This is a genomic window from Chryseobacterium sp. WLY505, from assembly GCF_030846215.1.
In the GTDB taxonomy this organism is placed as follows: Bacteria; Bacteroidota; Bacteroidia; order Flavobacteriales; family Weeksellaceae; genus Chryseobacterium.
This window is the reverse complement of the sequence record NZ_JAVCWI010000013.1, coordinates 1-24,963: the sequence shown is the minus strand read 5'-3', so window position 1 is coordinate 24,963 and position 24,963 is coordinate 1. Positions and strand designations below refer to the sequence as shown.

General features: G+C 36.9%; 14 protein-coding genes and 1 tRNA gene. 8 read left to right on the top strand and 7 right to left on the bottom strand.

Annotation, left to right across the window (positions count from 1 at the left end):
• The first annotated feature begins 26 nt into the window (after positions 1 to 26).
• Positions 27 to 100 (top strand) — tRNA-Met (locus tag RAH34_RS19690).
• Between the two features lie 416 nt (positions 101 to 516).
• Here the strand turns inward: RAH34_RS19690 and RAH34_RS19685 are convergent.
• The 7 genes from RAH34_RS19685 to RAH34_RS19655 form a co-directional block, all read right to left on the bottom strand.
• Positions 517 to 1,815: an HlyD family secretion protein gene (locus RAH34_RS19685; RefSeq protein WP_306597247.1), complete on the bottom strand. Its 1,299-nt coding sequence runs from the start codon at positions 1,813 to 1,815 to the stop codon at positions 517 to 519.
• Between the two features lie 172 nt (positions 1,816 to 1,987).
• On the bottom strand, positions 1,988 to 4,183 hold the full coding sequence (locus RAH34_RS19680; protein WP_114821954.1) for a peptidase domain-containing ABC transporter: 2,196 nt from the start codon (positions 4,181 to 4,183) through the stop codon (positions 1,988 to 1,990).
• 190 nt (positions 4,184 to 4,373) lie between these two features.
• Positions 4,374 to 5,888, bottom strand: coding sequence for a vitamin K epoxide reductase family protein (locus tag RAH34_RS19675; protein ID WP_306597246.1), 1,515 nt, complete (start codon positions 5,886 to 5,888; stop codon positions 4,374 to 4,376).
• Between the two features lie 1,223 nt (positions 5,889 to 7,111).
• Positions 7,112 to 8,173 (bottom strand): DUF3810 domain-containing protein, encoded by a 1,062-nt coding sequence (locus RAH34_RS19670; protein WP_306597245.1) that lies wholly within the window; start codon positions 8,171 to 8,173, stop codon positions 7,112 to 7,114.
• The gene (locus tag RAH34_RS19665) at positions 8,163 to 9,608 is read right to left on the bottom strand and encodes an MFS transporter (protein WP_306597244.1); all 1,446 of its coding nucleotides are present in this window, start codon (positions 9,606 to 9,608) and stop codon (positions 8,163 to 8,165) included. The genes RAH34_RS19670 and RAH34_RS19665 overlap by 11 nt, the downstream gene beginning before the upstream one ends.
• A 30-nt stretch (positions 9,609 to 9,638) precedes the next feature.
• Positions 9,639 to 10,376 (bottom strand): 1-acyl-sn-glycerol-3-phosphate acyltransferase, encoded by a 738-nt coding sequence (locus tag RAH34_RS19660; RefSeq protein ID WP_114821949.1) that lies wholly within the window; start codon positions 10,374 to 10,376, stop codon positions 9,639 to 9,641.
• Positions 10,377 to 10,379: 3 nt separating this feature from the next.
• Complete coding sequence (locus tag RAH34_RS19655; protein WP_062672481.1) at positions 10,380 to 10,838, bottom strand: GtrA family protein; 459 nt, start codon at positions 10,836 to 10,838, stop codon at positions 10,380 to 10,382.
• Between the two features lie 355 nt (positions 10,839 to 11,193).
• Between RAH34_RS19655 and RAH34_RS19650 the strand changes: the two genes are divergently transcribed.
• From RAH34_RS19650 to RAH34_RS19620, 7 genes are all read left to right on the top strand, one after another.
• A complete protein-coding gene (locus RAH34_RS19650; protein WP_062672483.1) occupies positions 11,194 to 11,457 on the top strand; it encodes a hypothetical protein in 264 nt (87 codons plus the stop codon).
• A gap of 85 nt (positions 11,458 to 11,542) precedes the next feature.
• Entirely contained in the window at positions 11,543 to 12,394 is an 852-nt protein-coding gene (locus RAH34_RS19645; RefSeq protein ID WP_306597243.1) for an ATPase, read from the top strand.
• A gap of 16 nt (positions 12,395 to 12,410) precedes the next feature.
• A complete protein-coding gene (locus RAH34_RS19640) occupies positions 12,411 to 14,696 on the top strand; it encodes an NADP-dependent malic enzyme (protein ID WP_114821946.1) in 2,286 nt (761 codons plus the stop codon).
• A 228-nt stretch (positions 14,697 to 14,924) separates the two neighbouring features.
• A complete protein-coding gene (gene ruvA / locus RAH34_RS19635) occupies positions 14,925 to 15,509 on the top strand; it encodes a Holliday junction branch migration protein RuvA (RefSeq protein WP_114821945.1) in 585 nt (194 codons plus the stop codon).
• Positions 15,510 to 15,566: 57 nt separating this feature from the next.
• On the top strand, positions 15,567 to 22,598 hold the full coding sequence (gene sprA, locus RAH34_RS19630) for a cell surface protein SprA (protein WP_306597309.1): 7,032 nt from the start codon (positions 15,567 to 15,569) through the stop codon (positions 22,596 to 22,598).
• A gap of 107 nt (positions 22,599 to 22,705) precedes the next feature.
• Positions 22,706 to 23,083, top strand: a complete 378-nt coding sequence (gene gcvH / locus RAH34_RS19625) for a glycine cleavage system protein GcvH (RefSeq protein WP_047098621.1) — start codon at positions 22,706 to 22,708, stop codon at positions 23,081 to 23,083.
• Complete coding sequence (locus tag RAH34_RS19620) at positions 23,058 to 23,435, top strand: VanZ family protein (RefSeq protein ID WP_306597242.1); 378 nt, start codon at positions 23,058 to 23,060, stop codon at positions 23,433 to 23,435. Before gcvH ends, RAH34_RS19620 begins: the two co-directional genes overlap by 26 nt.
• Positions 23,436 to 24,963: the final 1,528 nt, after the last annotated feature.

The window sequence follows — 24,963 nt, the reverse complement described above, 5'->3', positions numbered from 1 at the left end:
ATTTTCTATATTTGCACCACCAAAACGGCGAGGTAGCTCAGTTGGTTAGAGCGCAGGATTCATAACCCTGAGGTCACGGGTTCAATTCCCGTCTTCGCTACAATAAACCGCAATCATTGATTTAATGATTGCGGTTTTTACTTTTAAAAGAGTTGTTCCTTTATCTTTTAATTCTTTCACATGAATTTTACTTTTTCACGATTTCATTCTTCTGATGGAATATTAAGGGAATAATCATACTTTTTCTGCTTCATTATAATGTTCGTTTAATTTTCATGATCAACTAATGCTATGATTGTCCTCATATTCGTCGTTTTCTTGCCTTTTTTTGAATGATCATATTTTTTGCAACAAAACCCTTTACTTAGGTAGTTTGTGGCTGTAACAGGCAATTTAAACGAATGAGATTGATTGAACTTCTGCAAAACATTATCAGATGACTCGGAATTTTAAAAATAAATAATAAAAACCCCGTTTTACAATTTGTAAAACGGGGTTAATTTTTAATAAAGCTTATTAAACCTGATATCCAAGCAGCTTTCTGATCTGATAGAAGAATCTTTCAATCAAACGCAGATCCTGTGTTACAATTTCTGCGCTGCCTCTAAGCTCTTTATCGAATGTAAGCGTTTTGTTGTAGCTTGTTTTTAATCCTTTTGGTAAAATTACATCTACATAATAATTTCCTTTATCATCAGGAATCAGAGAGATGTTCTGTACCTTTCCTTCGATGATACCGTATTCCTGGAATCGGTAGTTATCTAATTTAATCAATACTTTCTCGCCTGGTGTTATTTTTCCTGAATTCGTTGTAGGAACAGACATTCTGCCCACTAATTGTTCTTTATTTCTAGGAAGAATAGAAAGGATGGGTTCACCTACCTTTACAAACTGGTTCTCGCCAAAGAACTGCTGGAAACTGGCAACACCATCAGTGGATGAGATCACAAGATAGTTCAGTTCCCACTGTTTTAGAGATTTTCGCAGCTGTTCAAGAAGTTGTAGAGTTTGTGAAGAGTATGTAATTCTGTCTTTTTCTGTATTAATGGCAGTTCCGCTTTTGGTCTTATTCAGATTGGAAATTCCTTCATCCATTTGGGATATGGAGATTTTAATATTCTCAAGGTTTTGCTGCGCCTGAAGATATTTGATCTTTTCGTTTTCAAGTTCCATGGCTGAAATAACCCCCTGGTTGAATAATTCCTGAGATCTGTTGAAGTTTTTCTTTGTCAGATCATATTTTATAGATTCCAGGTTTTTCTGCTGTTTCAAAGTAGCAATTCTTATTTTATATTCTGAAATGCTTTGATTGGCAGCCAGGTTTTCAGGAGCATAAGGCTGCAGTCTTGTGAAAAGCGCTTCATCCTGAAATGCTTTTGCGAAACTGTTATATTCACCCTGCAATTCACCCAGCTTAAATCTTGAAGCCTCAGCAATAGGGAAGGTATACAATTTATCAGGGGTGATAGAGTCTACCAGTTTTTTAAGCTCTAAAATATCTTTATAGTTAGCTGCAGATTGCATCACCATCAGAACATCATTCTTTTTAACTTCCTGATGGTCTTTTATGAATATTTTTTCAATTTTGGAGCTGGTTCGTGCTTCTATTTTCTCAGGAGGGTTCTGAGAAGTTACAATAATAGGAGCCGGTACAAATTCCGGATATTTTATAATGTAGCTCATAAAGAGGATCAACAGGAGGATCACAAATATCACAGTATTTCCCCATCGGATCATCCAGTGGGGTGGCTGGGTCAGAATATCCTGTACGCTCTCTGAGCGAAGTTCAATATTGTCTAAAACGTCTTCTTTCATTGTTCTAAGGTAAAATTTCTCCAATATTTCAGGGAGAATATAATTTAAATAAATGGAAAGTTTCCATCATACCCATTCCGGTGCTGAAGTATTTGCATCAGGTAGGTATTTTAGATTTTTCATTATTAATATTAGTCTTTAATTTAAGCTTTTCGAATTCTACTAAATACCATTAGCTGCCTAATTCAAGCTGATTTCTTACAAGTCTGTAATATTCCCCTCTTAAATCTACCAGGTCGGCATGGCTTCCTTCTTCAACTACTTTTCCCTGATCCAGTACAATGATTTTATCAGCATGTCTTACCGTTGAAAGTCTGTGGGCAATCACCACTGCTGTTTTACCTTTAAAGAACTGTTCAAGATTTTCCATAATCACTTTCTCATTATTGGCATCCAGTGCAGAGGTAGCTTCATCAAATAAAATATATTCAGGAGATTTGTAAACAGCTCTTGCAATGAAAAGTCTCTGTTTCTGACCACCGCTGACACCAACTCCTTCATTTCCGATCTTAGTATTATAACTTAAAGGAAGGCTTTCAATAAAATCTTTGATGTTGGCTATTTCTACAGCACGTCTCAGTTTTTGTTTATCTATATGATCTTCACCTACCGCAATATTATTGGCGATGGTATCATTGAATACATATCCTTCCTGCATTACAACTCCACAATGATCTCTCCAGTATCTCGGAGAAATATTTTTCATATTGGTATTTCCGATTCTGATTTCACCCTGGTCCGGATCATAGAATTTCATCAACAGTTTCAATAAAGTGGTTTTTCCGCTTCCGCTGGCTCCTACAATAGCTGTGGTCTGCTGATAAGGAATCGTAAGGTTCAGGTTTTCAAAAACCGGAACGTCAGAACCGATATACCTGAATGACATATCTTTGATTTCGATATCTTGCTTCGGAACATCTGTGACATACTGTTCATTTTTATCTTCTTCATCATCTTTATCATGGATTTCTCCTAATCTTTCAAGCGAAATCTTAGCATCCTGAGTCTGCTTGATAAAGTCGATAAGCTGAAGAAGCGGGCTGTTTAGCTGCCCAATAATGTACTGAACAGAAAGCATCATCCCCAAAGTAAGATTTCCACTTAAAACAAGTTTTGCAGAAAGGAAACTCACCAGAATATCTTTCATCTGATTGATGAAGTTTCCTCCAACAGACTGCCATTGTTCCAATGAAAGAGATTTTATTCTGATCTTAAACAGTTTTACCTGAAGAAATTCCCAGTCCCATCGTTTTTGCTTCTCGGCATTATGCATTTTGATTTCCTGCATACCGTTGATAAGCTCAATGACTTTACTCTGTTCCTGAGATACCTGAGAGAATCTTTTATAATCAAGCTCTTTTCTCTTTTTTAAGAAAAAACTGATCCAGCCAATATATAATACGGCTCCTACAAGATAGACGATGAAAAGCCTGTAGTCATAAAATAATAATACAATACTGAAAATAATAAGGTTGACCAATGAGAATAATGTATTCAGTGAAGAGCTTGTAAGAAGCTGCTCAATTCTGTGGTGGTCATTAATTCTTTGCATGATATCTCCTGTCATTCTGGTATCAAAGAAACTTATCGGAAGTTTCATCAATTTGATAAAGAAATCGGAGATGATCGAAATGTTGATTCTTGCAGAAAGGTGAAGAAGGATCCAGCTTCGGATGGTCTCAATTCCCATTCTTCCCAGAAATAGCATGATCTGAGCAAGTAAAACTACATAGATAAAATTAATATCCTGATTCTGAATCCCGACGTCTACGATACTTTGGGTAAGAAAAGGGAATATCAGGGAAAGTAAACTTCCTCCCAATAACCCGATGGCTAATTGTATCACAAGTGTTTTATACTTGAGAAGATATTTGGATAAGAAGGTAAAGCTTGCCTTACTCTCTTCAGCGTCAAACTCTGTCTGGAAGAATGCCGGCGTTGTTTCAAGAATCAGAACAATTCCTTCTTCTGTATTTTCGTTGGCATTTTCTCCAATCCAGGACTTGATGAATTCTTCTTTGGTATAAGTAATCAGTCCATAGCTGGGATCTGAAATATAAACTTTGTTGTTTTTGTCGATTTTGTATACAACAACAAAATGGTTTTTATTCCAGTGTGCTACACATGGAAAAGGAACTTCTTCCTTGAGGGTATTAAAATCAATCTGGACTCCCATTGAGCGGAACCCAAGATTTTCGGCGGCATCGCTCAGGCCAAGAAGGCTGCTTCCTTCACGTGTTGTTTCGGAAAGGTTACGAATCTGCTGCAGGGATATACTTTTACCATAATACTTACTGACAATTCTGAGGCATGTAGGCCCACAGTCTTTGGTATCTGGTTGCTTGTAAAAAGGAAACTTTTTTTTCAAAACTACTACTCATTATAAAATGCCGTCAATAAATGACGACATTTTTGCTTTAATTCAATTATAATTCAATGAAATGGTAAACAGGAAATAGTCCCATTAATCACCGTTTTTCTACTCTTTTACATCTTTTCAGATGGTTATTTTGTTTTTCCTAAGATAGTGAAATTTTTAAATGAATGAGATTTATTTACTAGATCTCATCATCTTCTATTAATTCATCAATAAAGAATAAAATATCTTCACGATCGTACTTGTCAGGAAACTGATATCCATTGATGATGAAGATAGGAGTAAAGCTTAATCCTGCGTTACTATTTTCTATGGACATCTCTACCAATGGATTCAGATTTTCTGAATTTACGTTTCCTCCGGATAGTGCATTGATTTTGCTTTCATCTTTCGTTTCAAACCATTCTTCTACAGCATGTAAAAATTCTTTTTCGGGTTTGTTATGATAGATATGAGTTAAATCTGAGATAAGCTGAGTGTAATTTTCAGGAGCTCTGTCCGGGCTGTAATTGAATCTCATCTGTAATGAAATATGCTCAGGATATTTTTCCAGAAGACCTTCAACAAGCTTATGTGCATCTTTACAGAAACCACAGTATGGATTGGAAACGATAGAAATACGAAGCTTGGCATCTCTTTTTCCAACAGCAAAAGTTTCAGTATCCTGGAATTCTATTTTTGGATTTTGCTCCATCTGATTTTTGAAAAGCTCATAATTTCTTTTGAAGCGAAGATTTTTCGCATTTGATTTTTGAAGTGTTTCTTTTTGCTCAAGTAGCGTGTTGAAATAAATAACTGCAGAAAATACCAGAGCCCAAAGAATGACAGTCAGTAAAAGTGCACCAACGCTGAAAGAAAGATTCTCAAAAAATAAGCTGCTTATTACAATTTGTCCTACAAGAATTGAAATAATCAAAAGACATACTCTACAAAATGTTTTTTCTACAAATGCCTGGATGTACAGAGAATATCCGATGGCGAGTACAGAAACGAATGTAAAACCTTTTACAATATAAGCTGTAGCTGGTAAGAACAATCCTAATATAGCAAGTCCAGCAAAATAAATCAGAGAGAAGTCTGCAAATTTTAATCCCAGAATACTGGTTTTGTCCTGTTTGATAATCTTATCACATGAGTTGGCAGTCTGACTTGCTGCAGTGCCTCCGCCTCCACATATACTTCCGATAACAGTAGAGGTATTCCCGAATTTCTGGTTGAAAATTTCCAGGGAAATATAAACTCCTGCTAATGAAAGAATATTGAATATAGCTTCGTAAATAGATTGACTAAGAAAAGAATAAGCTATAACAGCCGCAAAAATGATATAAAGAACCGGTTTGAAATTGAAGGCCAGTTTGTTTTCTGCATTTTCCGTTTTCTCGAACAGCAATACGAAATCTGTTGATTTATTATAAAGTTCTTCCTTACCGAAAGTCTTAGCTTTTTCTGAATATACTGAATAATTGCTTCCTGACTTTTTCACCAATGAAAATGAGTTTTCCACAATAGCAATAAACTCTTCCGGAAGTTCATCCCAATATTCTTTGTCAAGTTCATAAGCATCATTTTTTACCCCCATAAAGTTAAGAGTATCACTGAATGCCAGTGCAGATGGGTAATTGGGATGGGAATTGAACTGGAAAATAAATTCCTGTTTATCGAGTTTTAGGTGGTTAATTAGTTTGTCAAAAATCATATTAATATTTTTATCTAAAATACACAGATGTTTTAAATATACAAAAAAAATTTTCCTTTATTAGTGAGATATAAATGGGTGTTGGTAGATTTTATTTGATCCTCAGTATTTTATTTTGTGGAATTAAGAGTCTGTAAGAAGATCCTACCCTGGAGTGCTATAGTATAAATGATAAATTCTATCTCCTGTTCAACGCAATTTATTTATGTTGTTTCCTGATCTGACTAAAGTTTTAACACCAATATAGAGGTTATACAATCTGAAAGAAGGCCGTTTCCCACAGGCGGGCATTATAAAGTTCTCATGGTTAAGTTTTACATTAAATTTACCTGTGGGAGTAACAGACGCCTTGCTTTAAAAAAGTATATTTCGTGTTTTTACCTGAAGCAAAGATGCATCTGTAGCTTTTATGACACAAGAAAAGGATGCCGGAATTGACCAATTTTGGATTATTTGTGATCCGCTACTCGCAATTTTTTTTGTATAATGTTTTGATTATCTGATATCTATGTTTTATTTGATGGAAAAGCTGGAAAAGTAACAGAGTGTAACTTATGCTTTTGGAAAAACGCGTACATAAGGCCTGGGAGGTGCTTTTATTGATTGTTAAGGAGAAATTAGATTAAATTGGCTGGCACAGTTTGAGCAGAATTCCGCTTTTTACGCAACACAAGAATTTAATTCGGATCGGGATTTTTTTTCAAAATAAATGATGTAAAAAGCTTTTGAAGATAAAATGGTATAATAACAACTGTATAAAATCCTATTTTGAGACAATAAATCGTTCGGATTTTAAAAATACGTTCTTTTTTGCTTATCATCTCCTGATGTTTTTGAAGTTGAATTTTTAGAAATATCATATAAAATACGGATGATAACTCCATTTTTTAAAATTGGAAAAAAGAGTGTAAAAGCGATATTTTTTATTTAAACAAATGTTTTGTTTTGTAGTTTTTTTATAGCTTGCACTGCGTTTTAACCTTGTTTTGTTTATTGAATGTCGCAATTTTATGTAATTTGTAACAAACTGAAATGAACTCAAAAAAACTTAAAAAATCATAAAGTTTTCATAAAGTTTTAAAAAAGGATAGAAATGTTTTTGTATTTATAAAATATGTTGTACTTTTACATCGCCTTGAATGAGGGAACAAGTCAAGGTAATAAATTTTTTTTCATCATTTGTGTTTTTAGAATCGTATCGCCTGATACGATTCTTTTTTTATTTATGATTCATAATTTAAGAGCAGATCAATAAAGTAAGAGTAGGTAACAGAGCCTTCTTGCTGATTACTTTTCAGAAACAGATTATTGGTAAATCCAAAGAAGTCATCCAGCCATCCCTGATGCTGAAAAACAAAGCTTTTTTCATAAGCACGGTCTCTTTTCATGGCAGGCGAATACTGAAGAAGAACATTCTTTACAAACTGGGGGTCTTCCTCCACAATAAATCTTAAAAGGCTTTTTAAAGTGAAAAACTCAGTACTGTATCTCAATTCCTGATTACCGGAATGAATGCCTATTAAATACCCTACAAAATTAGCTTCCTGCTCTCTGGCAAAACCCAGCTGATGAGAACTTTCATGAGCCGTTGTAAAGGGGATGAATGTATGGGGTAATTCACTGTTATATTGAGCTTCGGCTGTAAAAGGATTATAATATCCAAGAATTCCAGTAAAACTCATAACACTTTTGAATAAACTGGGCTTGATATCCAGAATTTGAGGTGCTTTTTTATCCGAAATATAAGAGGGCAATTTTGTCTGCCGATCCAGAATTTCCTTTTGTATAGAGGTAAGGTTGGTGATGACAAATACGCCGTTTCTGTCTTCGTGTACAGACTGTCTTGTTGCCTTGCATTTTTCAAGATAAACGAGGGCTAATTTTTTTGCCTTATTTATATTGGGTTCCTTCTGGCTGGAAAGTTTTTTAATAATCGGAGTCTGGAAATACAGCATTCCCCAGAAGATTTGATAAATAAAATAAAAAACATTTACAATAATAAGAATCCTTATCAGTGAATCATTTCTTCGCTGTTTACTGAATGAAGTAATCAAATAGTATAAAAGGAATATTCCCAATAGAATATACATCAAATCTCCAACAGAAAACGGAATCCAGCTGAACAGTGTCTGATGAGTCCCTTTCTGAAATTCAAAAAAACTTTCAAAAAAAGAAATCATCACTTTGGATTTTGAGAATCCATAAAACAAAAGAAATTGGGCAAGTAATACACCTGCCCAAAATCTCTTTTTCTTATATATGTTTGTTGTAGTATTAATGACCATTACCTTTAGATACTTTATCCAGATCAATACCCTGAGCTTTCAGAATACCACTCACACGGATCGCATAGAACGCAAGATAAGCAAAACAAATTACCCCTACGATATAACTGAAATGAATATTGGTAATATCCGCAATATACCCCTGTATAAAGCTCACAATACCTCCACCCATAATCATCATTATAAGGTATCCTGAACCTTGGTTAGTGTGCTTTCCAAGTCCGTTGATTGCCAATGCGAAAATACAAGGCCATAAAGTAGAGCAGAAAAGACCCACACTGGTAAATGCATACACAGATACCATTCCTGTAGTGAACATTCCTATAAGTAAAGCGGTGATCCCTGCCAGAGAGAAGATTAAAAGCATTCTTGCCGGGTTTCCTTTACTTAAAATATCACAGATAATCATCGCAATGATGATGAATCCATATACATAGAAAGGAGAAAGGTCATGCTTGGCCAATGCATTCACGAATAAAAACACACCAAATGCAAGATAAGGAGCTAAGAATCTTAAGATCTTTTTAAATCCGGCATTCACGTCAAATGCTTCTACAGCACCTGTCCAACGGCCAATCATTAATGATGCCCAGTATAAAGAGATGTAAGGAGCTACATCTTTTGTTTCAAATCCTAGATTTTTTTCCATATAAGCAGGAAGGTTACTTGCAGTAGAAACTTCCACTCCTACATACACGAATATGGCGATCATTCCCATTACCAATTGAGGATACTGGAAAGCCGAAGTTCTGTGTTCTCCCGGAGTTACATCATCTGTATTCTCAGTATTCGTTGGCGTTACAGCAGGAAGGGAAGAGAATTTAAGCATTAAAGCTACCAAAGCAAAAGCTGCTCCTAATATAAGGTAAGGTACTTTTACACTTTCTATACTCGCTTCCGTATTGGCTGCGCTTGCAGAACCAAAAATAGCAAATGCAACGATAAGCGGTCCGATAGTCGTTCCCAAATTGTTGATCCCTCCAGCCATTGTTAATCTCTGAGATCCTGTTTCCGTAGGACCTACTTCAATAGCTAACGGATTGGCAACAATCTGTTGAAGGGAAAATCCTAAACCTACAATAAATAATCCGGAGATCATTAAAGGGAAAGAATGCATATTGGCAGCAGGGTAGAACAACAGGGTTCCCAGTGCGGAAATCAAAAGTCCTACTATAAGGCCGTTTTTGTACCCGATTTTGTTGATCAAATCCTGTTTCAGGCTCTTTGACACAAGCATATAAATTAAAGAACCTACAGTATATGCTACATAGAAACATATCTGTACCAGCATACTCTCAGTTTGAGACAGATTGAAGGCTTTTTGAAAAACTGGGATCAGAATATCATTACTGGCTGCTACAAATCCCCAAAAGAAGAATACAGTAACCAATGGAATGAATTGAGCCCAATTGGTTTGTTTAGAATAATTTGACATATTTATTATAGATTTCACAAACAAATATAACTATTTCCTTTCAACGGAATACCTGATTAAGGTTTTTTTTATTTTCTCATAAGCCTCTGCCTTTAAGTCTTTTGGCGAATCTGTAGGCTCAATGATTCCATTAAAATATACCTTTACTCTTCCGGGGAAGCCTTTTGAGTTTTCAAAAGGGAACATTTCCTTGAGTCCCACAAAGGTATAAACAGCTATAGGAGAATGATGTTTTGAAGACAGCATAAAAGCTCCGTCCTTAAAATCATCCAGAATAACAGACGTGTCGTCCGGCACACCGCCTTCAGGAAAAATCGCAATACTGTTACCTTCCTCCATCTTCTCGGCACATCTTCGGTAAACGTCGGCACGGCTTCTTGCACTTGCTCTGTCTACCATTACACATATTCTTTTATATATAGTTCCGAAAATCGGAATTTTTACCAGTTCTTTTTTTCCTACAAAACATATCGGGTGATCAGGGAACAGAATGCAGACAAGCATAATGTCCATAATGGAAGTATGGTTGGAAATAAAAACATAAGGTATATTTTTGTCTTTTTCCTGTGTGGAAAGCTTAATCAGATCATATCTGAAGCCCATTCCGTAAAACATGCCGAAACACCAGATTCTGACAAGTTTGTAACCGTATTTGTAATGCTTTTTATTAAAAGATAAAATGTAAACCGGGATTCCGATACTGACTGTCAGAAAAAATGCCAACAGAAGCAACCAGAATCTCCAGAGATAATTTAAAATTTTTGCCACAGCTTAACCGTTAAAAATTACTTTCTTCTTTATCGAATAATTCAGAATGGAAACCAGCAATATTGCTGCAATTTTGCTGATCATTTCCGGGCTCAAGGTATAAAAAAATAAATTGATATTATCTTTAAATATGAAACTGTAGAATATCTGGAAAAAACCTAAGCTGAGTAATGTTGAAAAAAAGGAAACCACCATAAAATAAGCAAACTCTTTTCTCTTTGAATGTTTTCCTCTTTCAAACACAAACCAGATGCTCAGAAAATAATTGGTAATAATCCCGCAGCTCGTGGAAAAAATGTTACTTAAAGGGTAGTGTACTCCATAGAAGTTGGTTTCTTTTACAAAGAAGTGCGGAAGATAGGTACTGAAAATCTTAAAGCTTCCTATTTCTACAATGGCACTCAGTCCTCCTGCAATGATGAAGAACAAAACCTGTTTCTGGCGTAAGAGTATTTCTTTCATGTAATGAGTATAATGGTTGTACATATCGGATAGCACAATGAGCGGATTGATATCTCAGCAGGTAAACACTTTAGCGGATCCCTTCTGTTATTAGCCGTTTTAAAATCCCAATAATTATATGGCTTCACAATATGAATATGCAAATTTATAACTATATGTTAAACACTGAAAAAAGTTGTTAAAATATTTTTTTTAATAAAAATTATTTCTAATTTTAATATTCAGAATGATGTAATTAAGACCTGATAATAAATTCATTTTCAACTCCTTGTGTTGATGGTTTTTTCTATCTTGTAGTGCCTGGTTAAGCGCATATACTCCAACATTTTATGACCCAATTTTTAATAATATTTGTATGAAACGTCAAAACAAATACAGAAAATTCCAGCTTCAACAGAAAAATATTGAGGCTCTTGAGAAAGAAAATTCCCGCTTCAAAAGAGTGTATTCAGAGTATGAAAATATGTCAGACGAATTGTGGAATCTTGAAAACTCCAGCGGAGAACCCGTACCGGATGATTTTATCAATGCAATGGTATTACAGACTTCCTATCTGGAAGATGAAATAGAAGATTGGCTTATACAATTCAACGAAAAAAAAACACAAATCAAACATTAATGATTTTAGACAGCTTCCAAGTTGTTTTTAAACGCTAATTGAAGATAAATTCATAATTTAGCACCCTTAAATTAAAATCTAAAATATGGTTGCTATTGTAGATAGTGGTTCTACTAAATCGGATTGGGTAATACTTGATGACTTTAAGAAAGTTTTTCTGAAAACAGAAACCATCGGTTTTAATCCGAATTTTATCAACAGAGAACTTATCGCTCCTGAAATTCAGAAGAATAGCAATCTGATATCGGTTAAAAATTCAATTACCAAAGTCTTTTTTTATGGTTCCGGATGCGGTGTGAAAAAAAACTGCGAGACCATAGAAGAAGAGTTGAAGAAGGTTTTTGGAAAAGCAGAGATTATTGTGAAGGAAGACCTGATGGCTGCGGCTTATGCGGCATACAGTGGGAAGCCTGCTATCGTGTGCATTCTGGGTACAGGATCAAACTCCTGTTTTTTTGACGGTAAAAATGTAAAGATAGAACTGCCTTCACTAGGATTCCTGATTGGGGATGAAGGAAGCGGAAGTGCTATCGGAAAGCAATTGGTGCGCAGATATTTTATGAAAAAACTGCCTGCAGATCTTCATAAAGAATTTGAAGCAGATTACCAGCTTACCATAGAAGATGCATTGAAAAACATGTATCATACGCCGAGACCAAACGCCTATCTGGCAAATTTTACCAAATTTGTAATCGAAAGAAAAGATCATCCTTATTTCAAAGACATGGTTTTTGAAGAAATGAAAAGTTTCTTCGAATATCAGGTTCTTCCTTATGAGGAAGCGAATGACGCTGAAATCAATTTTATCGGTTCCATCGCTTATTATTATGAAAATACACTACGTTCTGTAGCTGCAGAACTTAATTTAAATGTGGGACATGTTGTGCAGAAACCAATTGAAAGCTTAGTAGATTACCACATTAAATACATACTTTAACAAAAAACAAAATTTTATGTCAAGTAACAACAATCGTGACGAAAAGAACTTTAGCCAGGCAGCGCTAGATTATCATAAAGCAGAACCCAAAGGAAAAATTGAAGTGATCCCATCAAAGCCACACTCTTCCCAAAGAGATTTGTCATTGGCTTACTCTCCGGGAGTAGCAGTTCCTTGTATGGAAATTCATGATAAGCCGGAAACTGTATATGATTATACAGGAAAAGGAAACCTGGTAGCAGTAATTTCTAACGGTACTGCCGTACTTGGACTGGGAGACATCGGTGCTGAGGCTTCAAAACCGGTAATGGAAGGGAAAGGACTTTTATTCAAGATCTTTGCAGATATCAACGTTTTTGATATTGAGATCGACGAAAAAGATCCGGATAAATTTATTGAAATTGTAAAAGGAATTGCTCCTACTTTCGGAGGGATCAACCTGGAAGATATTAAAGCACCTGAAGCTTTTTATATAGAACAAAGACTGAAAGAGGAATTGAATATTCCTTTGATGCACGATGACCAGCACGGAACAGCCATTATCTCCGCAGCTGCATTGATCAACTCTCTGCAGATTGCCAATAAAGATATTGATAAAGTGAAAATGGTGGTGAACGGAGCGGGTGCTGCAGCCATTGCATGTACCAAGCTTTATATTTCATTAGGACTGAAAAAAGAAAACGTCCTGATGTGTGACAGTAAAGGCGTAATCAATCATAAAAGAGAAAACCTTACTCCTGAAAAATTAGATTTCATCGCTCATACAGATATTGAGACATTAGAAGATGCTGTAAAAGGATCTGATGTTTTTGTAGGATTGTCAAAAGGAAACGTAATGACTCCTGAGATGTTACAGAGCATGAATGAAAACCCTATCGTATTTGCTCTTGCCAACCCTGATCCGGAAATTGCTTATGATCTTGCTCTTGAGACTCGTAAAGATGTGATCATGGCAACAGGAAGAAGTGATTATCCTAACCAGGTAAACAACGTATTGGGATTCCCTTATATCTTCCGTGGAGCATTGGATGTGCAGGCTACAGGAATTAATGAAGCCATGAAACTGGCAGCGGTACACGCTATTGCTGATCTTGCAAAAGAACCGGTACCGGAAGCTGTAATTTTGGCATACAATGTTCAGAATCTTCAGTTCGGAAGAGAATACTTCATTCCAAAGCCATTTGATAACAGACTGATCACAAAAGTATCAAGCGCTGTTGCTAAAGCAGCTATTGAAAGTGGTGTTGCGAGAAAAACCATTACGGATTTTGACGAATACGAGCACCAGCTTTTAGACAGAATGGGTAGAGATGAAAGATTGGTAAGAATGATGCAGAGCCGTGCGAAATCCAATCCGAAAAGAATTACCCTTGGAAATGCTGAAGAATACAATGTATTGAAAGCGGCTCAGATTCTTTATGAAGAAGGAATTGCTTACCCAAGTCTTTTAGGAGATAAAAAATACATCAAGGAGCAGATGGAGCGTTACGGAATTACTCTGGATGTTCCGATCATTGATCCAAGTGATGACGATCAGAAAGAAAACAGAAAAAAATACAGAGAAACACTTTGGAAACTTCGTCAGAGAAAAGGAATGAACGAGTACAAAGCGAAAAGATATGTACGTCAGAGAGACTATTTCGGACCTTTGATGCTGAAGCATGGTGATACGGATGGACTTATTGTAGGATTCTCTAAAAACTATACTTCCGTTTTACGTCCTGTTTTAGAAGTGATCGAAAAAGATAAAGGAGTAGACAAAGTAGCGGCAATGATGATGATTCTGTCTGAAAAGAAACCTATTTTCTTCGCAGATACTTCTATCAATCAAAACCCTACAGCAGAAGATCTTGTGAATATTGCTAAAATGGCAGAATTTACAGTAAAATCTTTTGCGATTGAACCAAGAATTGCAATGCTTGGATTTGAAAACTTTGCTGCCATCTCTGAAACTTCTAAAAAAGTGGCAAAAGCAGTAAGTATCCTTCATGAGAAATTCCCTAAAATGGTTGTGGATGGTGAAATCCAGCCGGATTTTGCAATGAATGCAGATCACCTGAGCGATTACCCATTCTCAAAATTAGGAACTACACCTGCCAACACATTCATCTTCCCGAATCTGGAAAGTGCAAACCTTTCTTACAAAATCCTGAGAGGAATGAAAGTAGCCCAGGTAATCGGACCGATCTTAATGGGATTAAAGCAGCCGGTACACGTACTTCAGATGCGTTCAAGCGTTGATGAGATTGTAAACCTTGCTACCATTGCTGTACTTGATGCTCAAAGAAGAGAGAAGAAATAACTCAGAATGAATGGCATCACTGGAAATCAGTAATCCGTTCCTCTTATTTAAAAAATGACACTGTAAACAGTGTTTCAGATAGTAAAAAGACTCCATATTTTGGAGTCTTTTGTTTTTCTGTTAATTCCTTGAATTCTTATTTAAAATTTAAGTTAAAAATCATTCCTACATCAAATGAAAACATTAATTAGTTTAAATTGCTATATTTGGGAGTTTTAAAAATTAATAATGATATTTTCTTTACAAGGCACTGTTCAAGAACTTACACCTACCTACGCTGTCATCAATGTTCAAGGAGTTGGTTACTATGTGGGAATCAGTTTGATGACCTCACAGACGCTGGTTTTGAATCAGCAGACCTTTCTATTTATTCAGCAGATCATTCGTGAAGATGCTCATCTTCTCTTTGGATTTAACACACGTTCAGAAAAAGAAATGTTCAATCTGTTAATAAGCGTTAATGGAGTGGGAGCTGTTTCAGCACTGATACTGCTGTCAACATTGAGTCTTGATGAGATTGCTTCTGCCATACTTTCCGGAAACAGTGCACTGATCCAAAAAGCAAAAGGAATCGGTGCAAAAACTGCCGAAAGAATTATTGTAGATCTTAAAGATAAAGTACAGAAATACAGCGATCCAAACGCGAACATTTCTGTGATGGTGGATAATAAAATCAAGGAAGAATCGTTATCTGCATTAGAAGTTTTAGGCATTCCTAAACGAACGAGCGAGAAAATTGCGGATAAAATTATAAAACAAAATCCAAGCATCTCGGTAGAAGAATTGGTTAAACAAATCTTAAAAAACATTTAACATTTGGTGGCGAATATTAAGCATCTTAACATATTTTTGTTCCTGTCGTTCCTGTGTATGTCTGTCAGTGCTTTTGCACAGGTACAGAAAGATACAGCGATCATAAGAAAACAATATGAAGTGGCTGACCCTACGAGGTATGAAGCCTATTACGACATAAAAACCGGGATGTACTATGTGTATCCCAAAATCGGAAATACCATTACAGGTCCGCCTACAGCCATGTCTCCGGAAGAGTATAAAGAATATATGCTTGCCAGCCAGACCAGAGCTTACTATAAGGACAAATCTGATAAGTACAATCTTCTTTTCAGAAAAGATAAATCAGATGCCAGGAGAAAAGGGCTTATCCCTTCTGTAATGATCAATAACAAGCTTTTCGAAACCATTTTCGGAGGTAACAAAATTGAAATCATCCCTTCAGGATATGCATCTCTGGATTTTGCAGGACTTTATCAGAAAATAGATAACCCAATGATCCTGCCTCAAAACAGGACCAGTTTTACCTTTGATATCGATCAGAGAATTCAGCTGGGATTATTAGGAAAAGTAGGGGAAAACCTTCAGTTGAAGGCCAATTATGACACTCAGAGTGGTTTTGCTTTTGAAAACAGAATGAACCTTGTCTGGCAGGCAAAAGGAAGCTGGAAAGATCTTCAGAGTAAAGGTCTTGGAAATGTAGATAAACCCAACGAAGGAGGAGAAGATAAAATCATCAAAAGAGTTGAATTTGGTAACGTAAACATGCCGCTTTCAACCAGTCTTATCCGAGGTTCCCAATCACTATTCGGGGTGAAAACCGAATTCCAGTTAGGAAAAACATTTGGAACCGTAGTCCTTTCCCAGCAGCAGGGAGAGGCTCGTAATATTGTCGTACAGGGTGGTGGTGTGATGAACAATTTTAAAGTCAATGCCATTGACTATGAAGAGAACCAGCACTTCTTTTTAGGACATTATTTCCTGAACAAATATGATGATGCCTTACTTAATTATCCGCAGATCAACTCAACCATCAATATTACAAGAATGGAAGTCTGGGTATTGGATCAGGGGAACAGCAACCTGGCGTATCAGAAAAGTATTATCGGGATCAGAGACCTTGGTGAAGGTCCAGGAGGAATTACGTTACCTGATAACTCTCTGAACGGTCTTTATGATGCTGTTTCATCGGTAGCAGGAACCAGAGAAGCAGGAAAGAATTATGGGACTATTTTCCAGGGACAAGTGCTTCCTGGTGATCCCACTCCTTATGATAACGGAGAGCAGTTCATTTACAATACAAAGGCAAGAAAGCTGAATGCTAACGAATTTACCTATCAGCCGCAACTGGGATATATTTCATTAAATCAGAAACTTAATGATCAGCAGCTATTAGCCGTTTCCTACTCCTATACAGTTAACGGAAGTAATAAAGTATACAAAGTTGGGGAATTTTCTGAAGAAAGCCCGGTACTGATTACCAAAGTGTTGAGAGTAAACAATAAGGTGAACACGCAGTCTCCCATGTGGGATCTGATGATGAAGAATATCTATTCTATCGATGCAGGACAGGTAGCTCCCGATGGCTTTATCCTTAATGTATATTACAGAGATCCAAAAACAGGGGGTAAAGTAAATTATCTTCCTGATACTCCTGTAAAAGATCAGAACTTATTGAAATTATTTAACTGGGACCGCCTCAATATGAACGGCGATATCCAGAATAATAAAGATGGAAGTAAAGGAGATGGTATTTTCGACTTTGTGAACGGGATTACCATCAGGCCTGAAACAGGAAGAGTCATCTTTACCAAAGTGCAGCCTTTCGGTAAATATCTGGAATCAAAATTGGGTACAAGTGATCCTCAATACGTTTTTCAGGATCTTTATACCAAACAAAAACAACAGGCGATCTCCAGTAACCTTTCACAAAGGTATACCATGGAAGGCCGTTATAAAGGTGTTCAGGGACAAGGTATTTCTTTAGGAGCTGTAAACGTTCCTCAGGGATCAGTAAAAGTGGCAGCAAACGGAGTACAGCTTACAGAAGGTGTAGACTATACCGTAGATTATATGCTGGGTACGGTTACGATCATTAATGAAAATGTAAAACAGTCCGGACAGGCCATCAATATTTCACTGGAAAACCAGTTGACCTTTAATACCCAAAGAAAAAGATTCTTAGGATTAAACTTAGAAAGAAGATTCAGTGAAAACTTTATCTTAGGAGGAACAGTAATCAATTACTCAGAATCTCCTCTGACTCAGAAAGTAAACTTCGGACAGGAAGCGGTAAACAATACCATGGCAGGGATCAACCTGATGTACAATAATCAGGCTCCTTATCTTACAAGATTGACCAATAAACTTCCTATGGTAAAAACCGAAGCTCCATCCAACTTAAACTTTAAGATGGAAGCAGCCTACTTATTGCCTGGATTGAATAAAGGAACAAATAATCAGTCTTATATTGACGACTTTGAACAAACAACTTCTAAAATATCATTAAAAGAACCGGCAGCATGGAGCCTTGCTTCAAAACCGGAAAAAAATACATTGCCGCCGTTTAATACAGTACCGGCAAATGATGATATTACAAGCGGATATGGAAGAGGATTATTAACATGGTATAACATCGACCCTAGATTCTGGAACGTTGGAGGAAAAGCTCCTTCAGGAATTACACCACAGTCTGTATCCAACCACGCTTCCAGAAGAGTACAATATTCAGAGATCTACAACAACCGGGATTTCGTAGCAGGAGAACAAACCTTTACGAATACTTTCGATATCTCTTATTTCCCTAAGGAAAAAGGACCTTACAACGTAAACCCATTGGCAGAACAACCACAAAGCAGATGGGCAGGGATTATGAGATCAATCAGTGTTCCGAACTTTGTTACTTCAAATATTGAATACGTTGAATTCTGGATGATGGACCCATATGCCGATGGTAAAACACTGGGTACCGATCCAAAACTTTTACTTCACTTAGGGAACGTTTCTGAAGATGTTCTGAAAGATGGAAAAATGCAGTATGAAAACGGACTTCCAACTCCAGGTAATCCTTCTTCTACAACGAATTCAAATTGGGGAACACAACCAAAGCAACCACCAATTTTATATGCATTCTCTACAGAAGGAGATGAAAGAAAAACACAGGATGCCGGATATGATGGTCTTACTTCTGACCAGGAAGCAATGAGATTCGGAAATACATTTGTAAACCCGGTAACCAATATTGCTGACCCTGCAGTGGATGACTTCGTATTCTATCTTTCTGATAAATTTACAGGAAGCCAGGCTGCTTCTGTTGTGGAACGATACAAATATTTCAGAAACCCTGAAGGAAACTCAGAAGCAAACTCTCTGAATGTAGCTTCTCAAACTCCGGATGCGGAAGATATCAATAAAGATTACAACCTTGATCAGACTGAAAACTATAACCAATATGTTATAAAGCTTGACCAGCCAAGTTTGTCACTTGGGTCAAACAATATTGTAGATGTTAAAACAGTAAAAGCAACTTTCCAGAACGGGCAGACTTCAGATGTTAAATGGTACTTGTTCAGAATTCCTGTAGCGAATTATGATCCAGCTGAAGGAACACACGAAGATGCAGTATTGAACAACGTAAGATTTGCAAGATTAATGCTGGCAGGATTTGACCAAACGTCTACCTTAAGATTCGGAACAATGGATCTTGTAAGATCAGACTGGAGAAAATATACCAGTAAAATTGCCAGTGTAAATGTTCCTAATTCCGACGAAGGAACCGGAACTGTGACAGATCCAAACTTTGAAATAGGAAGTGTAAATATTGAAGAAAATGCTTTGAACCAACCTCCATATGTATTGCCTCCGGGAATTGACAGACAGGTATTGAGTGGAAATGCAGGAGCGCAAAGACAGAATGAAGCATCACTTTACATGAAAGTGAAAGACCTTAAAACTGAGGCTAGAGGAGTATTCAAAAATACAACATTGGATATGAGAAGATACAAAAAGCTGAAGCTGTTTGTACACGCTCATGATCCATTGAACAGAGTGATTGGATTGGATGAGAATACCAAATTCTTTATCCGTTTCGGAAGCGATGCCACTGATAACTATTACGAGTATGAATCATCTTTAAGAATGACTCCTACTACAGCCACTGCTCCTATGGAGATCTGGCCAATGGAAAACGAGGTCGATTTTGATGTTCAGAACTTTGTAGATGCTAAAATCAGAAGAGACAAATCTGGTGTTGCTATTACAAATAGAACCGTTGACACAGGATATCAGGAACCTTATAAAAATATTTATATCAAAGGTAGACCTAGTTTAGGAAATATTACCACCATTATGATTGGGGTACGAAATGCAGATCCAAGAACAAACTCTACCATAACAAGAGTTCTTTGGGTTAACGAAATCCGTCTTTCTGAAATTGAGAATGATGGCGGATATGCAGGAAATGCCAGCTTAAACTTTAATATGGGAGACCTGGCAACAGTGAATGCCAATGCCTCGTATACATCGGTTGGTTTCGGAAATATCGATTCAAAACCGGCAGAAAGAACACAGTCTACCCAGTCCGCATTCAGCATCAATACTGCGATCAATGTAGATAAATTCCTTCCGGAAAAAACAGGGGTGAAAATTCCTTTAAACTATTCTTACTCGCAGACTATTGAAGATCCAAAGTACAATCCTCTGGATACCGACGTAGAATTCAATAAGGCACCAAACAAAGAGCAATTGAAAAAAGTAGCGAGAACCTATACTCAACAGAGAAGTATAGGAGTCGTTAACATGCATAAGGAAAGAGTAAATCCCAATAAAAAGCCTAAGTTTTATGATATTGAAAACGTATCAGTAACTGCTGTTTATAACGATGACTATTTCAGAGACATCTATACCAAAAGAAACTACAGACAGTATCTGAGAGGGTATATAGATTATAATTACACCTTTAAACCGTGGGTACTGAAACCTTTCAACAAGATGATCAGTGATACGGCAAAATCTACGAAGTATCTGAGATGGGTAAAGGAATTCAATATTAATCCAATTCCTACAAGAATCTCTTTCAGAACTGAAATCGACAGAAACTACAATGAGCTTGAGTTCAGAAATGTGGAAGCGATCCTTAATGGTGATATGAATAGTAATTTCGATGCTATCAGAAACAGAAACTTCTTCTTTGGATGGCAGTATGGATTAGGATTCAATTTCACAAAATCATTGAAACTGGAAATCAACTCCGCAACCAGAACGTTGAATGACAATCTGGATGTAAATTCGATGGACAGCAAATCGATCTTCGGAAATGTATTCAGAGCAGGGCGACCGGTATTGTATAATCACAGAGCACAGCTGAATTATAAACTGCCATTCCAGTATCTGCCTTATCTGGATTTCATTGATGCTGAAGTGGGATACGGATTTACCTATAACTGGGCGGCGAGATCTACATCATTGCTTGGATTTACTGACCCTAATACAAATCAGACCGCAAGTTTAGGATCTGTGGGACAGAATACCAATGTGATTCAGGCAACAGCTTCTGCGGATCTTCCGAAGTTCTTTGGACAGTTTAACTATTTCAAAAATATTAATGCCAAACTTCAGAAGCGAAGACAGGAGATGGACTCTCTGAATAATGTGTATTCAAAACAATGGGAGAAAAACAGATACCGATATAAGAAATATAAATTTAAGAATAAACTTACGCCACTTCAAAGTGCTGCATTCTTCTTAACTTCTTTCAAACAGCTAAACGTAAGTTATAACGAAACGAATGGAACAGTACTTCCGGGATTAATATCCGCGCCAAACTGGTATGGATACGGACAGACATTGGGAGGTCCTACACTTGGGTTCCTTTTAGGATCGCAGGCAGATATCAGAAGAACAGTAATGGAAAACGGATGGGTAAGTGAATCCAATTATATGACAGATCCGTATGTTAGAATGTCGACCAAAGAGCTGAGAGCAGATCTACAGGTGATGCCTATGAATGACCTGAGAGTCGATCTTAATGTGCTGCATACCTTCAACAGTAACTTCTCGCATACAGGATTTAATTATACCAATGGTGGAGTTCCTGATCCGGATTTTACATTCGCCAGCGAAATGATAACGTATTCCAATACAACAACACTTCTCAGTACATCATTTAAAGATGGGCAGGCCGTTTACCAGGCGATCAGAGAAAACGCAAGAGCTCTTTCTCAACAACTTGGAGGTCCGGGAGCAGTATTGGATAACAATGGATTTGCTCAGCACTATAGCATTGGAAATGCCTATGTATTGATCCCTGCCTTTAGAGCAGCAATGGAAGGGAAATCTGTAACCCCGATGTCTAATCCTAAAAAAGCAGGATTCCCGTTGCCAAACTGGAGAATTACCTATTCAGGATTAAAAAATATCCCGATGATCAGCGGACAGTTCTCAAAGTTTGATATCTTACATGCTTATACCGCTACCTATACAGCAACTGGTATTCAAAGCAATGTAGATTATCATGGAAACCCGAAAGGATACTATCAGACGGTAGATAATGCAGGTAATGTGATCAAGGATGGAGGTGATAAGATCAACCCGTATACATTCGCACAGGTTGGATATGTAGAATCTTTCTCACCACTTATCGGAGTAGACGTTACCATGAGAAACAATATGCAGTTCGGAATACAGTACAACAGAACCAGAATGATGGTACTGGGATTAGTCAACCAGACGCTTACCGAAGATGCCAATACAGAATATGTAGTAAGACTGGGGTATATTGTACGAAACTTCAGACTGGGAACAGCCAATATCCGCGGAAGAGGAACAAGAGGAAAAGGAAGCGACCTTAATATCAGAGGAGATATTTCATTAAGAGACAGTAAAACATCCATTATGAATATCCTGTTGAATGATGCTCAGGTTACCGGAGGACAAAGATTGATGAACATCAAACTTTCAGCAGACTACAATGTCTCCGAGAATCTGAACCTGAGAGTATTCTACGAACAGATGACCTCAAAGTATAAGATCTCCACAGCATTCCCGCTGTCTACAATCAGAGCAGGTATCTCAGCCACATTTACATTCGGAGATTCCGGAGGTGGATTCTAAAAATAATACAAACATAAAAGTCCTTCAGTTTTGAGGGACTTTTTTTATATCCAATATTTGAAACTACTATATTTTTGAATACATTTGTACAAAATAAAAATTTAAAAATGAACACACCATCAGAATTAAAGTACACGAAAGATCACGAATGGATCAAGATCGAAGGTAACGTTGCTACAATCGGTATTACAGACTTCGCACAAGGAGAACTTGGAGACATCGTTTACGTTGATGTAGATACTGTAGATGATGATCTTAATGGAGGAGACGTTTTCGGAAGTGTAGAAGCTGTAAAAACTGTTTCAGATCTATTCTTACCTATCTCAGGAAAAGTTATCGAGTTTAATTCAGAATTAGAAGATCAGCCTGAACTGTTAAATACAGATCCTTATGGAGACGGATGGATCATCAAATTGGAAATTGCTGATGGAGCAGATCAGTCAGAGTTACTTTCTGCAGATGATTACAAAGCAATCATTGGATAAGATTTCAAAAATATTTAGTAAGATACTGCCCATTTATTGGGCATTTCTTACTTATATGCTTCTCAAGCCGGGAGAAGAAAATCATGAATATTGGTTCATGTTCAGCGGTATCGACAAGGTATTGCATATTAGCATATTTGCAGCTTTGGGTTTCTCTTTCATTGCCGCATTTCCCAAAATAAAATTCTCATACTTTTTTCAGATTATCCTTCTCTATGCTTTCCTCACCGAAATTCTACAGGAAGAAATGGGACTGGGCAGATCTATGGAAACTTTAGATATCGTAGCAGATACCATTGGATGTCTCTTAGGATATTATACCTATAAGCTATTAATCAAACGTTTCTTTTAACCCATCGTTGAAAAAACAACCATCGTATTTCAAGCCTTTCCTATATATTTATATTATATAAGGACTTAAATACTCACCACCCCAAACTCTATTACTCACCAACTCTCAAACTCTCAAACTCTCCAACTCTCACACTCTCCAACCCAATAATCAGGAGCTTTATCCTGCTATCCATTCATACTCCTCGCGCCACCGCGCTCCCACGCTGTCACCCTGAGCGAAGCCGAAGGGTCTTCTGAACCCACCCACTCTCCAACCCAAGCTGCGGGGTAACCATTACTATCAGGGCTAGGGGAGGGGGAGTTATAAATTATAAATTATAAATTATAAATTGTGAATGATGAATGATGAATGATGAATGATGAACGATGAGGTTCTCGGGTTATTGAGTTTCGGGTTTCGGGTTTCGGGTTTCGGGTTGCGGGGTAGAGCAGTAAAATTAGTATTGCGTTTTCAATATTTCTGATTTCTATAGAAAGTGGTTAGTATACGAACATACCTCCATTTCCCTTGTGTCATTCCGGAGGAATCCCAACTTCTTTACAAGAGTCTTAAAGGAATTAAAATAACAGTATAATGTCTAAGACCTTTTAGCCGTTAGTATTAGCAATGTCATGCTGAGCTGAGTCGAAGCATTGTAATTAATTATCGTATACGAGTTAAATCTTATCACTCTATATTATATATAAATATATTCTTTAGCATTTCCCATCCTTCCCATTCTATATATAATATAAAAGCAAACATCTTCTCTGTGTCAATCTGCGAGATCTGTGGGCAATCATCACCCCAAAACCCGCATCCCGCACCCCGAATCATCCCTTTTCACCCTCTCCAACACAGAAACTCTCCAACCCTTATCGTTCCATATAGTATAAATGTATATAATAAGAAGATCTTCTCTGTGTCAATCTGCGAGATCTGTGGGCAATCATCACCCCAAACCCCGCATCCCGCATCCCGAATCATCCCTTTTCACCCTCTCCAACGCTCCAACTCTCCAACCCTCCCACGCTCTCACCCCATCCTCCAAACAAATGTTTAAAATTTTTCACCCTGCCTTCCAGTTGATTAGGATAAAATCCGCTCCGAATATGAAATTTATGTTAAATAAACTTGCGTAGAGTATATGAAGTTTCTATCTTTGCCCCACTGAAAAACGAAAGACATTCAGTAGCGCAGAAGAGCCTTTAGATAGGCAGAAACAATATAACTTCAAAAAGAAACGGACGAAAAAAACTTTAAAACTTTTTGTAAAAAAAGTTGCCGGTTTAAAAAGAGTTTGTATCTTTGCAGTCCCAATTAGAGGGAGCGCAGGAGTATAGAGATTGAGGGTTTAGGAGGAATTAAGGTTACTTAAAAAACTTTAAAATTTTCTTCAAAAACATTTGGTCATTAAAAAATAAAGTTTTACTTTTGCACTCGCAAATACGGAGCGACACTGACAGAAAGATTGCTTCGTTACAAAGCGGAAGATATAAAGATCATTGACATACAATATAACAACCAAGTAAGGAAAAACTAAAGC